9 protein-coding genes are annotated in these 16,147 nt (G+C 45.6%); 8 read left to right on the top strand and 1 reads right to left on the bottom strand.

From position 1 onward, the window contains the following. The first annotated feature begins 238 nt into the window (after nucleotides 1–238). From ebgR to AB4384_RS00680, 8 genes are all read left to right on the top strand, one after another. Nucleotides 239–1,222 carry a transcriptional regulator EbgR gene (ebgR, locus tag AB4384_RS00715; RefSeq protein ID WP_017069515.1) on the top strand — a complete coding sequence of 328 codons (984 nt, stop codon included), beginning with the start codon at nucleotides 239–241 and terminating at the stop codon, nucleotides 1,220–1,222. Between the two features lie 324 nt (nucleotides 1,223–1,546). Continuing rightward, the gene (gene ebgA, locus AB4384_RS00710; RefSeq protein ID WP_372128709.1) at nucleotides 1,547–4,678 is read left to right on the top strand and encodes a beta-galactosidase subunit alpha; all 3,132 of its coding nucleotides are present in this window, start codon (nucleotides 1,547–1,549) and stop codon (nucleotides 4,676–4,678) included. A 3-nt stretch (nucleotides 4,679–4,681) separates the two neighbouring features. After that, nucleotides 4,682–5,134, top strand: coding sequence for a beta-galactosidase subunit beta (locus AB4384_RS00705; RefSeq protein WP_017066026.1), 453 nt, complete (start codon nucleotides 4,682–4,684; stop codon nucleotides 5,132–5,134). Nucleotides 5,135–5,276: 142 nt separating this feature from the next. Continuing rightward, nucleotides 5,277–6,701, top strand: coding sequence for an amino acid permease (locus AB4384_RS00700; RefSeq protein WP_372128708.1), 1,425 nt, complete (start codon nucleotides 5,277–5,279; stop codon nucleotides 6,699–6,701). A gap of 574 nt (nucleotides 6,702–7,275) precedes the next feature. Continuing rightward, nucleotides 7,276–8,709, top strand: a complete 1,434-nt coding sequence (locus AB4384_RS00695) for an amino acid permease (protein WP_372128706.1) — start codon at nucleotides 7,276–7,278, stop codon at nucleotides 8,707–8,709. 426 nt (nucleotides 8,710–9,135) lie between these two features. Further along, a complete protein-coding gene (gene ygjJ / locus AB4384_RS00690; RefSeq protein WP_171732484.1) occupies nucleotides 9,136–10,200 on the top strand; it encodes a protein YgjJ in 1,065 nt (354 codons plus the stop codon). 15 nt (nucleotides 10,201–10,215) lie between these two features. Beyond that, nucleotides 10,216–12,609, top strand: a complete 2,394-nt coding sequence (gene ygjK, locus AB4384_RS00685; RefSeq protein WP_372128704.1) for an alpha-glucosidase — start codon at nucleotides 10,216–10,218, stop codon at nucleotides 12,607–12,609. A gap of 392 nt (nucleotides 12,610–13,001) precedes the next feature. Then, complete coding sequence (locus tag AB4384_RS00680) at nucleotides 13,002–14,342, top strand: MATE family efflux transporter (protein WP_102393203.1); 1,341 nt, start codon at nucleotides 13,002–13,004, stop codon at nucleotides 14,340–14,342. A 93-nt stretch (nucleotides 14,343–14,435) separates the two neighbouring features. Here the strand turns inward: AB4384_RS00680 and AB4384_RS00675 are convergent, their stop codons facing one another. Next, nucleotides 14,436–16,130: a solute:sodium symporter family transporter gene (locus AB4384_RS00675; RefSeq protein ID WP_372128702.1), complete on the bottom strand. Its 1,695-nt coding sequence runs from the start codon at nucleotides 16,128–16,130 to the stop codon at nucleotides 14,436–14,438. Nucleotides 16,131–16,147: the final 17 nt, after the last annotated feature.

Here is a 16,147-nt window from a genome sequence, read left to right as displayed (position 1 = left end):
TGCTAATGACATAGAGGAAATGTATAGCTGTTAACCTCTAATTTATTGAATTTTAATAAGATAATTATAGATAGTTAGATTTGAGACATCACAGATGAGTTGAGCATTTATTTTACTAAAAGTTAATGCAATGACGTCCAGTTTGATTACAATAGGTCTGTAGAATAAAGAGGTGCATTGCTTTTTTACTAAATACCAATTTCAAAGCAGCGCAATGTTCCAATAACAGGAAGTGAGTATGGCAACGTTAAAAGATATCGCGACTGAAGCGAATGTATCATTGGCTACAGTTTCAAGGGTTCTCAATGAAGATCCAACATTAAGCGTCAAGGAAGAGACCAAAAGGCGTATCTTTGAAATTGCAGAGAAGTTGGAATACAAAACCAGCAGCTCACGAAAAACCGTTAGCAGTAAAAAACAAAACCATCACTTCCTAGCACTGTATAACTACAAGCAAGAAGCGGAAGTTAACGACCCTTACTATCTATCGATTCGCCACGGGATTGAAACCCAATGTGAAAAGATGGAAGTTAAGCTAACCAACTGTTATGAAAGTAAAATACAGATCAATTCAGCACCAATCACAGGTGTTTTGTTGGTGGGTAGAATGACACCAGAGGTTATCGAGCAAGCTAAAAAGCTGAGCGATAATATCTGTTATGTCGATTTTACCGATCACTCAGAACCTTATGACTCTGTCGATATCGACCTGGCTTTGATCAGCAAAGAGATCACCAACTTCTTTATCAACCAAGGCTATGAGCGCATCGGCTTTATTGGTGGCCAAGACGACGTCAATACCCCTGATATTCGTGAAGTCGCTTTTGCTGAATATGGTGGCCTCAAGAACGTTGTCAGTGAGCAAGACATCTACCGTGGTGACTTCTCTAGCTCATCAGGTTACAAGCTTGCAAAACAGATGCTCGCGACGGGCGACTACCCTAAAGCCATGTTTATTGCGTCAGATTCCATCGCAATTGGCGTTTTACGAGCAGTTCATGAGCACGGATTAAACATCCCTGAAGATATTGCGCTGATCAGTGTAAACGACATCCCAACAGCTAAATTTACCTTCCCATCTTTATCAACTGTTCGTATTCACTCTGAATTGATGGGAATTCAAGGCGTTAATCTGCTGATTGAGAAAGTACGCGACGGCCGAACCATCCCACTACGTGTCTATGTACCAAGCAAACTCAAGCTGCGCGATACAACAAAATAATTAAATATATCAAGTAGATAAATAAAGGCTACCTTTGTTGAAGGTGGCCTTTTTTGTGCCCGTCACATACATCAATCTCCACGTATCCCCCTCTTTAATCTGCTACATAAATCAGCCAATAGCATTCTTTTAAGTGGATCACACAGCACCGTAAAAAGACCATAAAAAACGTGATGAAGTTAAAGTAAAACGTTTTCACCATTTTCATTTAGTAAAACTTTTACTAATAATTACCTCAATCCAAAAATACTCGTATTCACTACGACCCAATTACGCATAAGAACGTCGGTCAGCAAACTGCATTCAGACCGAGAGAGAGGCAACGTGAACAACTGGGAAAACTTCCTGAACTTACATGAGAACCGTATGGCACCGCGTGCATACTTCTTCTCGTACGCATCAGAAAAAAACGCAAAAACGTTTCAGCGTGAACTGAGCAGCCACTTCCAACTATTGAGTGGCCAATGGAATTTCAGCTATTTCACCAATCCGCTATTGGTCCCTGAAGAGTTCTATTCTCAGGAAATGAGCGACTGGGGTAACATCACGGTTCCAAACATGTGGCAGATGGAAGGCCACGGCGATCTTCAATACACAGATGAAGGTTTCCCATTCCCAATTGATGTGCCTTTCGTACCATCAGACAACCCAACCGGCGCATACCAACGTTCGTTCTTCCTTGGCGACAGCTGGAACGAGAAACAAACCATTATTAAATTCGATGGCGTAGAGACCTACTTCGAAGTTTACGTAAATGGTGAGTACGTTGGTTTCAGCAAGGGCAGCCGCCTAACCGCTGAATTCGATATCTCTAGCCACGTAAAAGCGGGCAACAACCTACTTTCTATTCGCGTGATGCAGTGGGCAGACTCCACCTACATTGAAGACCAAGACATGTGGTGGACAGGCGGCATCTTCCGTGATGTTTACCTTGTTGGTAAAGAACAACTTCACGTTCAAGACCTAATGGTTCGTACTGATTTTGACAACGCTTACCAAAGCGCGACCCTTTCGTGCAACGTTGCTCTAGAAAACCTAGCAGCAGCGACTAACGCAACTCTTGAGTACGCATTGCTTGATGGCAGCCAAGTTATCTCCCAAGGCTCAGTAGATAACTTAACTGTTCCTAACCAACAGACTGGCGGCAATGCGAACACTCAATTCTCTATCGATGTCGTGAACCCTGTTCAATGGAATGCTGAAAACCCATACCTTTACCAACTGTTGCTGACGCTAAAAGACACAGACGGCGAAGTGCTAGAAGTGATTCCACAGCGCGTTGGTTTCCGAGACATTAAAGTTCGCGATGGTCTGTTCTACATCAACAACAAATACGTGATGCTGCATGGTGTAAACCGTCACGACAACGACCACCTGAAAGGTCGTGCTGTGGGCATGGATCGCGTTGAGAAAGACTTGGTGTTGATGAAGCAACACAACATCAACTCAGTACGTACTGCGCACTACCCGAATGACCCACGTTTCTACGAACTGTGTGACATCTACGGCCTGTTCGTGATGGGTGAAACCGATGTCGAAACTCACGGCTTTGCTAACGTTGGCGACCTAAGCCGCATCACTAACGATGCAGCATGGGAAGCGGTGTTTGTTGAACGTATCGAACGTCATATCCACGCTCAAAAGAACCACCCTTCTATCATCATGTGGTCGCTAGGTAACGAGTCTGGTTACGGTTGCAACATCCGCTCTATGTACGATGCAGCAAAAGCAATTGATGACACGCGTCTGGTTCATTATGAAGAAGACCGTGATGCTGAAGTAGTCGACATCATTTCAACCATGTACTCACGTGCTCAACTGATGAATGCCTTCGGTGAATTCCCACACGAAAAACCACGCATCATCTGCGAATACGCACACGCAATGGGTAACGGCCCGGGTGGTTTAACTGAATACCAAAACGTGTTCTACAAGCATGACGCAATTCAAGGTCACTATGTTTGGGAATGGTGTGACCACGGCATTCTAGCGCGTGATGAAGCAGGCACAGAATTCTACAAATACGGCGGTGACTACGGTGACTATCCGAACAACTACAACTTCTGCATGGATGGCCTGATCTACCCAGACCAAACGCCAGGCCCTGGCTTGAAAGAGTACAAGCAAGTGATTGCCCCAGTGAAGCTTCGCGATTTCGATGCACAAACCGGCACCTTCACGGTAGACAACAAGCTTTGGTTCTCAAACATCAATGACTACACCATCACTGCGGAAGTCCGCGCTGAGGGTGAAACCATTGCCGTGCAACACATCAAGGTTGAAGAGCTGGCTGAAAACTCTAGCCGTGAACTGACTCTAAACTTGCCACAGCTTGATGAGCGTGAAGTGTTTGTGAACTTTACGGTTCGTAAGGATTCTCGTACTTCATACAGCGAAGCGAACCACGACATCGCGGTTTATCAGTTCCAAGTGAAAGAGAACACAGCACAACTTGAAGCCTTCACCAACAACAATGCGACAGTACTGAATGTTGAAGAATCTCGCTTAGCCTATCTAATCAAAGGTCACAACTTTGCTCTGAACTTCTCGAAAGTGAACGGCAAACTGACGTCATGGTTAGTCAATGGTGAGGAACTGATTAAGTCTGAGCCTAAGCTGAACTTCTTCAAGCCAATGATCGATAACCATAAGCAAGAGCACGATGGTTACTGGGAACCTGCACACCTACAGATCATGCAGGAGCACTTCCGTAGCATTGACCTTGAATGCGTTAACGTTGAACAGGTAAATGGCAAGGTAGAGATCACCACCACCAGCATCATTGCTCCACCAGTATTCGATTTCGGCATGCGTTGTGAATATCGCTACCAAGTTAATGCTGAAGGCCAATTGAACGTTGAGCTAAGCGGCGAACGTTACGGTGAGTACCCTCATGTAATTCCTGTGATTGGTTTTGATATGGGCATCAACGGCGACTTCGACCAAGTCCAATATTACGGACGCGGCCCTGAAGAGAACTACCAAGACAGCAAGCAAGCCAACATGATTGATGTGTACCAATCAACCGTTGCAGACATGTTCGAGAACTACCCGTTCCCACAGAACAACGGCAACCGCCAACACGTTCGTTGGGCTGCGCTTTCAAGCCGCGCGGGTAATGGTATTGCAGTAAAACCACAGCAAGAAATCAACTTCAGCGCATGGTTCTACACCAACCAAAACCTGCACCAAGCACAACACACCATTGAGCTAGAGAAAAGCGGTTACATCACGTTAAACCTAGATCACCAAGTGATGGGCTTAGGCTCTAACTCTTGGGGCAGCGAAGTGCTCGATTCTTACCGCGTTTACATGGACGAGTTCCGCTACGGTTTAACTCTGATTCCATTCCAAGCAGGCGATTGCGATGCGCAGCACCTAATCAATCACAACTTTGGCGATGAGTTTTTTACGGTGAATGCACCAAAAGCTCAACCACAACTGAACGAGGCATAAGCGATGATCGTTTTAGAGAACTTAGAACAATTTAAAGTCGTCTACCGCGATGGTCGTAAATGGCAACGCTGTGTAGAAGCGATTGAAAACATCGGAAACATCAAAGATGGCGTGATGTATTCAATTGGTGATTCACTGGCTTACATGATTGAAGACGGTGTGGCTCGTAACACAGAAAACTTCACCGGTAATCGTCGTTACTTCGACGTGCACTACTACCTAGAAGGCCGTGAAACGGTTGAATTCGCAGCGAAATCAGAGCTAGAGCAGATCCAAGCTTATAGCGATGAAACCGACCGCGAACACCTAATGGGGAACGGTGAAACTCGTGAGCTAGCTGAAGGCCAAGTGGCGATCTTTGACAACAATCAGGCTTACCGTTTCCACGGTGATAACCGAGTTCGAAAAGTGGTACTGAAAGTGACCATTGAAGACGGTTACTTCCTCAATAAATAAACAATAACGCTATCTATTCACAGTATGTATCGAGCCTTGCCGTTCAAGGCTCCAACATGCTGAACAAAGCCTCAATGCTTCCTCCCTACAAGGAAGCATTGAGAAATAACGACTATAATTACGTGATTCCTCGGAGGACACTATGTCTGAATCTGTACGCGGTAAGTTAGGCAAATTTGCCCTACTCTCCATGACATTTGCAGCGGTATTTAACGTTCGCAACATTGTAAACAACAACATCGAATTGGGATTGAGTTCAGCCCCTATCTTTTTGCTCGCGACCCTTATTTACTTCATTCCGTTCGTGTTCATCATTGCTGAATTCGTATCAGCAAATAAAAATTCTGAGTCAGGCATGTATGACTGGCTAAAAAAACCACTAGGCTCAAAAGCAGCCTACCTAGGTTCCTTCCTATACTGGTTCGTAAACCTTTTCTGGTTTGTATCCCTGCTACCAAACGTAATCGCCTATGCGTCTTACGCGATGTTGGGCTATGAATACGCCTTCTCGCCAGTCGTCACATCGGCTATCTCGATTGCTCTGTTTGCTGCAGCAACTCACATCTCAACCAAAGGCGCGAGCTGGCTAGGTAAGATTGCCGAGATCGTGGCCTACGGTGTATTCGCTCTGTTTGCAATCTACGTTATCGGTGCACTAATGGCACTGGGCGGCAACCATGAGCCAGTAGAACCAATCACGCTTGAAGCAATGACACCGACCATCAACTGGGCAACGCTAGGTATCATGTGTTGGATCTTCCAAGCAGCCGGTGGTGCAGAAACCGCAGCCGCTTACCTAAACGATGTTAAGGGCGGTCACAAGTCTTTCATCAAGGTTATCATTTGTGCAGGTATCGTAATCGGCGCAATGTACGCAGTGGGCTCTCTTCTAGTAAACGTATTCGTTGCTCGTGATGAACTGACCTACGCTGGCGGCATGGTTGAAATCTTCACAGGTATGGCGAACTACTTCGACATTTCACAATCTCTAACGGGTCGCTTCGTCGGTATTATCCTATTCGTTGCTATGTTCGGTTCGATGATGATGTGGACAGCAGCTCCAGTAAAAATTCACTTCTCTGAAATTCCTAAAGGTGTTTACGGCGAGAAGACAACAGAGCTTAACGAACACGGTGTGCCAGTACGTGCAGCTTGGTGGCAGTTCGCGTTTGTATTCGTGATGCTTGTGGTGAACGGCTTCGGCTCTGAATCTGTACAAGACATGATGAATACAGCAATCAATCTAACAGCAGGTACCGCAATGCTACCGCCAATCTTCATCATGGTGGCCTACTTTGTATTCCGCTTGAAACACGACGACACACCGCGTGATTTCCGCATGGGTACTCGAGTTCAAGGTATGGCAGTAGTATCGGTACTGATTGGTATCTTCATTGTGAGCATGACAGCATCGGCATTCCCGACAGGTGTTGACCTTGTTCAAGCCTTCTTCATCAACGTCTTCATGACAGCGGTATTCTCTGGTATCGCATGGTGGTGGATCTCTCGCTTTGAAAAGAAGCAAGCAGGTAAAGAAGCAAAGCTAGAAACGGCTAAGCAGTCGTAATCCAGAATCTATACATCTAGTTAAAAGCGCCTTAATTGGCGCTTTTTTTGTTTTAAATCAGATAATTAAAATAAAAACCCCAAAAATAAAAACGGCGTTCCGTCAAGGTTTCAGTTCACGAAAAACACCAATTAATAGGTAATAAAACTCAAATAAAAACCAAGGTAAAACATTAACTAAATTTATTTACTCAAGGTCACATATTTGATCAATTTCGATTAACTTCCCGCCGCTTAATCTTTAACCTTCTTGCTGAAGAGACAAACTGATTCATATAAAGAAAGCGACAAAAAAGCCCCTACACGCCTTATAAATCGTCGCTCATGAAACAAGCAATCTCTTAAATGAACTTCTTAATCTTTAACTCTTTGTTTTGGTAATAATTTTACTGAAATACCAAAGAAAAAAATCCCAAAGAAGTCCGATCGTAAATCTATAAAAACAACAATGAGCCAACCCTGACAAAACAAAGCGGGTGTTTGCCAAACCAACATAACAATAAAAGTGCGGCCTAGAGCTTCCCTCTCTAGGACCAAGTTATAACGATCATCAACGTGATTCACCGGAGAACATCATGTCCGAAAATAAACGCAGTACGATAGGCAAATTTGCCCTACTGTCTATGACCTTCGCGGCGGTATACAGCTTCAATAACATCATTAATAACAACATCGAGATCGGCCTTTCCTCGGCTCCGATGTTCTTTCTAGCAACCATCTTTTACTTTGTGCCATTTTGTTTGATCGTTGCAGAGTTTGTGTCACTGAATAAAGACTCTGAAGCGGGTGTTTACTCTTGGGTTAAAAGCTCTCTAGGCGGCCGCTGGGCGTTTATTTCAGCTTACACCTACTGGTTTGTTAACCTGTTCTTCTTCACCTCTCTGCTCCCTAGAATCATCGCTTACGCGTCGTATGCGTTCTTAGGTTTTGAGTACATATTCACGCCAATGACCACCGCAATTCTAAGTACTATTTTGTTTGCGGTCGCGACTCATATCTCGAATAACGGTGCGAAATTACTGGGCCCTATCACCTCACTAACATCATCACTGATGCTGCTGCTAACGATGTCTTACATCTTGCTATCTGGCGGTGCTTTGGTAGGCGGTATCGAGCCAGCTGACCCAATCACCATTGAAGCCATGACACCAAGCTTCAACTGGGCATTCCTTGGCGTAATCACTTGGATCTTCATGGCGGCAGGCGGTGCAGAATCGGTCGCGGTTTACGTTAACGACATCAAAGGCGGTCACAAGTCTTTCGTTAAAGTCATCATCATTGCCGGTATCTTCATCGGTGCGCTTTACTCGGTAGGATCTGTGTTAGCAAACGTGTTTGTTTCGCGTGAAGAGCTTAAATTCACAGGCGGCTCAGTTCAGGTATTTGAAGGGCTAGCAAGACACTTTGGCCTGTCTGAAATCTTGATGAACCGTTTCGTTGGTGTGGTTTCATTCACGGCGATGCTGGGCTCTCTGCTGATGTGGACAGCAACACCGGTTAAGATTTTCTTCTCTGAAATCCCTAAAGGTATCTTCGGTGAGAAAACGGTCGCTCTAAACAAACAAGTCGTTCCAGAGCGTGCGGCTTGGATTCAGTTCTTGATTGTGATTCCACTGATGTTCATTCCGACACTGGCGTCCGATACGGTTCAAGATCTGATGAGTACCATTATCAACATGACAGCTGCAGCATCGATGTTGCCACCGCTATTCATCATGATCGCGTACCTTAATTTACGTTTGAAGTTGGATCACTTACCTCGTGATTTCAGAATGGGCTCACGTATGACAGGCATTACCGTGGTCTCGATTCTGATCGGCATTTTCACTGTTGGCTTCTTTGCGTCAACCTTCCCAACAGGTGCTGACATCATGACCATCATCTTCTACAACGTGGGCGGGATTGTTATCTTCCTTGGCTACGCGTGGTGGAAGTACGGAAAATATGAAAAAAGCTTATCTCCAGAAGAGAAAAAACTAGAAGCAAAACCTGAACCGGCGAACGCTTAGTTTACCCTGCACTCTGATTTAAACTTCGGGCACTCTGACTTAAACTTCAGGCACTCACATTTGGTGAGTGCCTTTTTATTTGTCGGTACATTTCCACTAACCATCTCGATTAAATCAAAGCCATTCAAGAATCAAAACATTCGAACCAACAATCTAACCACCCATCAAACAATTCACCTCCCGAATACTTACAACCCTAGCCATACCTCTGCAAATTCAACTGAAAGTCAAAATAAAAACAAAGTAAATATTTACTAAAAACAGATCACACTTTTAAACTTAATTAATTTTAAACATCAAAATTATCATTAATATCGGTTTTGCGATCGTAAGTAACCTGACCAATACGCCTTGAAGAGCACCCCATATTAGAAGTCAGAACTGCTTGCGAACCTTCATTTATAACCCGACACAGAAGTGATTAAAATGAAAAGTAGTTTTACTAAAACCACTCTTATTACAAGCTGTATTCTTGCTGCCCTAAGTACCACTGCCCACGCGGAAGAGTCCGCAGCAAACCACAGTGATACTCAGCCTCCTAAAACAGAAACTGAAACCCTATTTAACTTTTATGGTGAGCTTGGCCTTGGTGGTCACGTGGCACTAGAAGGTGATGATAAGGGCCGCTACGCAGACGGCACTTACATTGAAGCGGGTTTAGCTATCGAGCATGGCAATTGGTTTGGTTTAGCTTACATGGAAGGCTGGACAGTACAGGCCGATGACGAAGGTAATGCTTGGGCGACAGGCCACGGTTGGGGCGGCTTCGAAGGTGGTTTTAACCGCTTTTACGCTGGCTACCGCACCGACGAAAAAACAGAATTTATTGTCGGTCGTATGGACTCGTCACTGGATGACGTTCAATGGTGGGGTGACCCAACAGTCGAGTACGGCTACGCAATCTCAAACACCCGTGATGTTCACGTTGGTGTGAAGATTCAAAACCTAGAAGGCAAACTTCGCTACAGTGTTTCATTCGCGCCAGAGTCTGACTTCTCTGAAGACGATGCTCTCATTCACTTCGGTAAATACGACAACTTTGCAGACCAATGGAAAGATAAGAACGCCATGGTCAACGGTTACCTCCAATACGAACTGACCGACGACTTAACCCTAATGGGTGGTGGTGAAGTGCGTAACAACGATGGCGGTGAACTATTGCTATTGGGTGCTGAATACAAAAACTTTGCGACTCGTATTTGGCACGACACAGATAAAGGCAACCAAGAATCATTTGGCAGCGAATCCGGTATTCAAACCAGTGCTTGGTACGAAGCGGCTCAGGGCGTTTACCTTTCAGCAGCCTACAACTACGCAAACTTTGATGGTGACAACGGCGACAAAGAGATCACCTCTTACATCAACGCGGGCGTTTGGTACGAATACGGCAACGGCACATTTGCGACAGCTTTCGATAGCCGCTTTGGCGTAGGCAGCGACACTGAAATCGGCGACGCTCAGGTGTTCGCAATGCAATACTTCTACTGGTAATAACAGGAATTGATCATGAAACTGAATAAATCATTCGCAGCTCTCGCTATCGGTGCAGCCCTTGTCGTTACTGGTTGTGCATCAAATTCCATCTCTGGCTCAAGTTCTGATGCTGAGCAACTGCAAGCCAACGAGTTTAAGAACGTTATCGACCGTACTGGCTCGCCAGAATACATGCGAGATTACGACTTCGATGACCACCAACGCTTTAACCCATTCTTCGACCTAGGCGCATGGCACGGTCACCTACTGCCAGACAGTGCAGAAGGCATGGGCGGATTCCCAGGTACAGCACTGCTTACCGAAGAATACATCAACTTCATGGCTGATAACTTCGACCGCCTAAGCGTGTTCAAAGATGGCAAAAAAGTGGCTTTCACTATGGAAGCTTACAGCCTACCGGGCGCATTGGTTCAGACACTAAAATCTGACGATGTGACTGTAGAAATGACGATGCGTTTTGCTTCAAACCGTACCTCTCTACTAGAAACTAAAATCACCACTGACTCGCCGGTTGAATTAGTGTGGGATGGTGAACTACTAGAAAAGACCCACGCCAAAGAAGGCGTCGCGCAAACCGACAAAACCATTGCCGAGACGTACCCTGAGTATGACCGTCAAATCGTCGCAACTGACGATGGCCTAAAAGTAACCTTTGGTAAGGTGCGTTCAACTTGGGATCTACTGACTTCTGGTGAGTCTGAGTACCAAGTTCACAAGTCGATTCCAACACAAACCACAGTCGATGGTTTAGCGTTTACTTCAACGGCAAACATTGAAGCATCGACCACCATCTACACGACTTACTCGCATGTTCTAACAGCAGAAGAAGCGCAAGCGGAACAGCCAGAAATCAAAAAGATCATGGCAAACCCTACCGACTTCTTAGCGGCATCAGCAGAACGCTGGGAAGGCTATCTTGAGATGGGTTTAACCAACCCGAACGCGACACCAGAGCAAGAGCGTGTTGCGGTTAAAGCGATGGAAACCCTAAACGGTAACTGGCGTGGCGCTGCAGGTGCGATGGAGTTTGACTCTGTGACACCATCCGTGACGGCGCGTTGGTTCTCGGGCAACCAAACTTGGCCTTGGGACACATGGAAGCAAGCCTACGCAATGGCTCACTTCAACCCAGATGTAGCGAAAGATAACATCCGCGCGATGTTCGCTTACCAAATTCAGGCTGACGATCCTGTTCGCCCTTGGGATGAAGGTTACGTGCCAGATCTATTGGCTTACAACCTAAGCCCAGAACGTGGCGGCGACGGCGGTAACTGGAACGAACGTAATACCAAACCAAGCCTAGCTGCATGGGCCGTGATGGAAGTCTACAAGACCACCAGCGATGAAGCTTGGCTAGAAGAGATGTATCCAAAGCTAGTGGCTTACCACGACTGGTGGCTACGCAACCGTGATAACAACGGCAACGGTGTTCCAGAATACGGCGCAGCACGCGACAAAGCACACAACACACCTGAAGGTGAAATGTACTTCACCGTGGTTCGTGGCGATAAACACGAAACAGTCGTAGGCCAAGCTGAACTGGATAAAGTGGTAGCAGAAGGCAACTACGATTACATCGAGAGCCCAGCTCAAACCGCTGCGTCTTGGGAATCAGGTCGTGATGATGCAGCAGCCTTCGGTTTCATCGATAAAGACCAGCTAGACGCGTACGTTGCTAACGGTGGCAAGCGCAGTGATTGGGATGTTGAATTCGCTCAAAACCGCGCTGAAGACGGCACTTTGCTTGGCTATTCATTGCTGCAAGAGTCCGTTGACCAAGCAAGCTACATGTACAGCGATAACAAGTACCTAGCAGAAATGGCTGACATTCTAGGTAAAGACGCAGAAGCGAAAGAGTTCCGTGAAAAAGCAGAGCACCTATCGAACTACATCAACACCTGTATGTTCGACGAAGGCACTAACTTCTTCTATGACATTCGTATTGAAGACAAGCCTTTAGCCAATGGCTGCGCAGGCAAACCGATTGTCGAGCGTGGTAAAGGCCCTGAGGGTTGGTCACCACTGTTCAACGGTGCAGCAACACAAGCTCACGCTGATGCCGTGGTCTCTGTGATGAAAGATACCTCAGAGTTCAACACCTACGTTCCACTGGGCACAGCAGCGCTTTCTAGCCCAGCATTTGGCCCAGATATTTACTGGCGTGGACGTGTATGGGTAGACCAGTTCTACTTCGGCCTAAAAGGTATGGACAGCTACGGCTACCGTGACGATGCGATTGAAATGGCAGGCGCATTCTTCGACCACGCCGATGGCTTGGTACAAGACGGTCCTATCCGTGAGAACTACAACCCGCTAAACGGTGAACAACAAGGTGCTCCAAACTTCTCTTGGAGTGCTGCCCACCTATACATGTTATACAACGATTTCTTTACTGACGCAGAGTAAGTAAAAACCTATACCTGTCTTCTGAAATTCAATGAAAATCTAACCTCATAAATTTCAGACTTTGGCACTCAGTTTCTCGCTGAGTGCCTTTTTTATATCTGAAGTAACGTAAGCGAAAAACAAGCACTTAGACCATTTGGCCTACCATGATCCTTTTACTCTGTTCGTTGTACTCAGCTAACACAGGCAAGCTTTTACTCACAAAAAGCAAAGAGTGCTCTTGCTATGAAATCCCATTCAAAAATTTCATCACCCTCACTGAAATATTGAATTCTGAAGACTTATTCGAATTTTATTTATCCTTATTAGCCTTCCGGACATTAATTTGATAGTCGTTTACTAAATAATAGCTAAACTATAGCGTCGCCTACCCCTTTTTTGAGAAAACCTAAATGCCTAATGCTGATTCCACCCTAAACAAACGTATGGGAATCGTTGCGCTCACCTGGCCAATTTTTATCGAAGTTCTTTTAAGAACCGCACTCAACACCAGTGATGTATTCATGTTATCGGGATACTCGGACAAAGCCGTGTCTGCCGTTGGTGTTATTTCTCAGATATCCTTTTTCCTGATCATTGTCTCGACCATGGTCAGCAGTGGTACGGGTATTCTAATCGCGCAGTACAACGGTGCCTCCCGCACTCAAGAGAGCGCTCACGTGGGTGTAGCAAGTATCATTCTGGCCATTATTGCCGGTGTGCTACTGAGTGTGATTGCCGTTCTTGTTGCTGAATATTTTATCCCGCTTTATCAACTCGAACCTCAAGTCGAACAGTATGCGCAAGAATACCTGTTCATCAGTGGTGCTCTCACCTTCAATGTAACCATAGGTGTGGTTCTCACCACTATTTTGCGCAGTCATGGCTATTCAAAATCACCGATGGTGATCAACATGATTGCTGGCGTTATCAACGTATTCGGTAACTACTGCGCTTTATATCAACCTTTTGGTTTGCCTGTATACGGCGTGCAAGGGGTTGCGACCGCGACCGTCATTAGCCAAGTGATAGGGATGTTGATCTTGATTGGTGTGGTCAAAAGCAAAGGGATTTATCTACCAGTGAAGCAGTTTAAATCTGTGCCGAAAGCCATCTATCAAAAAATCATGAAGATCGGCTCGATGAACGCTGGAGAAGTGCTCTCTTATAACATGGCTCAGATCAGCATTACCTTCTTTGTCGTGCAGATGGGCACCTCTTCACTGGCTGCGTTTACTTACGCACAAAACATCGCTCGTCTCTCTTTTGCGTTTGCACTGGCAATTGGTCAAGGCAGCCAAATCCAAACAGGCTATTACATTGGTAAGGGTTGGATCGACGAGATCACCAAGCGCGTGCAACGCTACTTTGTGGTTGGCTTTATCGCGTCAACCGCGATTACCTGCATGGTTTATGTGTTCCGGTTCGAAATTCTCGATCTGTTCACGCAAGATCCAGAGATCATTGCGCTAACGGCGGCACTGATTGCAGGTTCCATCATTCTTGAAGCTGGCCGAGTATTTAACCTGATCTTTATCTCTTGTCTAAAGGCTGCTGGCGACATTAAATTCCCGATCAAAATGGGTATTCTCAGCATGTGGGGCATTGGGGTTGCCATGAGCTATTTGCTTGGCGTGCATTGGGGTTATGGCGTATTGGGGGCTTGGATGGCAATCGCGATGGACGAGTGGTTCCGTGGAATCATCATGGCCTATCGCTGGCGAGCTAAGAAATGGACTCGATTCTCTTTTTAGACTTTTTAGCCTTCCATTTATCTTCACAAGATCGAAAAACGCCGCTCCTATTTTCAAGGAGCGGCGTTTTCGTTTTTAATGAATCGAACTCACCTACGCGGTCGCAAGTGCTTTCTTACGCTTTGCTAAGCGTGCTGCAATACCAAACAGCATCACAATGCCGCACACACCGTAAACCTGCATGATGGTTGGATCATCAGAGACAAAGCCCACATCAGAGAACATCACGTAAGCACCTAATACCATGTAGAGAATGATAGCCGAAGCCTCGAAACGGAACTCCCAAGGTGTCACATCAATATTCTCATTGACTGGCATCACGTACTCAGACTCACGCGGCATAAAGTAACCAATAATGAACATCAACGCAGTACATACCACGAACAGAATCGCTAATTGATGCAGGAAGTGAATCGGTGTTTTAAACACTAACTGCATTGCTGCGTAAGAACTTACAAACACCACCAACGCCACTTTTGCCGCTATAGCTGGAACACGTTTAGATACATAGCCGACAAACACGATAGTGAAGATTGGCACACTGAAGAACCCCGCCACCATTTGTAGGTATTGGAAAAGGCCTTCTGGCGCATACATGATGAATGGTGCGATACATACCGAGATAATCGCAATCACGACACCAAAAATACGTCCTTTACCCACTAGCTCTTCATCGGTTTTACCTTGTCCAAATAGCGGCTTATACACGTTCAATGCAAACAGAGTCGTTGAGCTGTTCAACACACCATTAAAGGTACTCAAAATCGCACCAAACATCACCGCAACGAAGAAACCCACCAGCGGCTTAGGCAAAACTTCATTCACTAAACGGGTGTACATGGTATCTGGGTTACCCGCATCAGCACCAAACATGTGGAAAGCGATGATGCCTGGAATGATCAAGAACAGGGGAGAGATAACCTTAATCGCACCAGCAAGGATGACCCCTTTCTGTCCTTCTTTCAGGTTCTTAGCACCTAATGCGCGTTGAATGATGGATTGGTCAGTACCCCAGTAATACAAGTTCACCAAAAGCAGACCTGTGAACAATGTTGAGAACGGCAGTGGGTCGCTTTCTGTACCCACAGATTGAAGCTTCTCTGGCGCAGCATAAAGCAGAATATCTAAGCCAGCACCGAAACTCCCCTCGCCCAATACCATTAAACCAAATACAGGGATCATCATGCCGCCAACAATCAAGCCTACGCCATTAATGGTATCTGCAATCACAACCGCCTTTAGGCCGCCATAAATCGCGTAAAAGAAGCCAAGTAAACCAATTGTCGCCGAAATCAGTGCGATTGAGCTAAACTCTGAAAAATTAAGCAGAGCCTGAACATCGAAGATTTCACCCAAAACAACGGCGCCCGCGTAAAGTGTGGTAGGCAAAATGTTGATCACGTATTGGCACAAGAAAAGTAACGTCACAAACTTCTTCACCGACATGTCGTAGCGGCTCTCTAAAAAATCAGGAATGGTGGTGATACCTTGTTTTAAATAACGAGGAACTAACATCAAAGCGATGATCACCAAAGTGACACCAGAAGCCACTTCCCACCCCATTACACTCATGTTGTGGGTGTAAGACTGCGCACTCATGCCCACGAAACTGGTTGCGCTCAAGTTCGTTAAGATAAGTGAGCTAGCAATTAAGCCACCGGTTAAGCTTCTTCCGCCAAGAAAGAAACCATCTTGTGAGGTGTTTTTGTCATTTTTCACTTTGTTGTAGGTAAACGCGACTACAAACCCAGTAAATAACAAAAATGACAGCAGAACTGTAATAGACATTTTGTTTTCCTTAAGTT

This window comes from Vibrio sp. 10N.261.51.A4 (assembly GCF_041471945.1).
GTDB lineage: Bacteria > Pseudomonadota > Gammaproteobacteria > Enterobacterales > Vibrionaceae > Vibrio > Vibrio crassostreae_C.
This window is presented reverse-complemented; position numbering and strand designations above follow the sequence as displayed.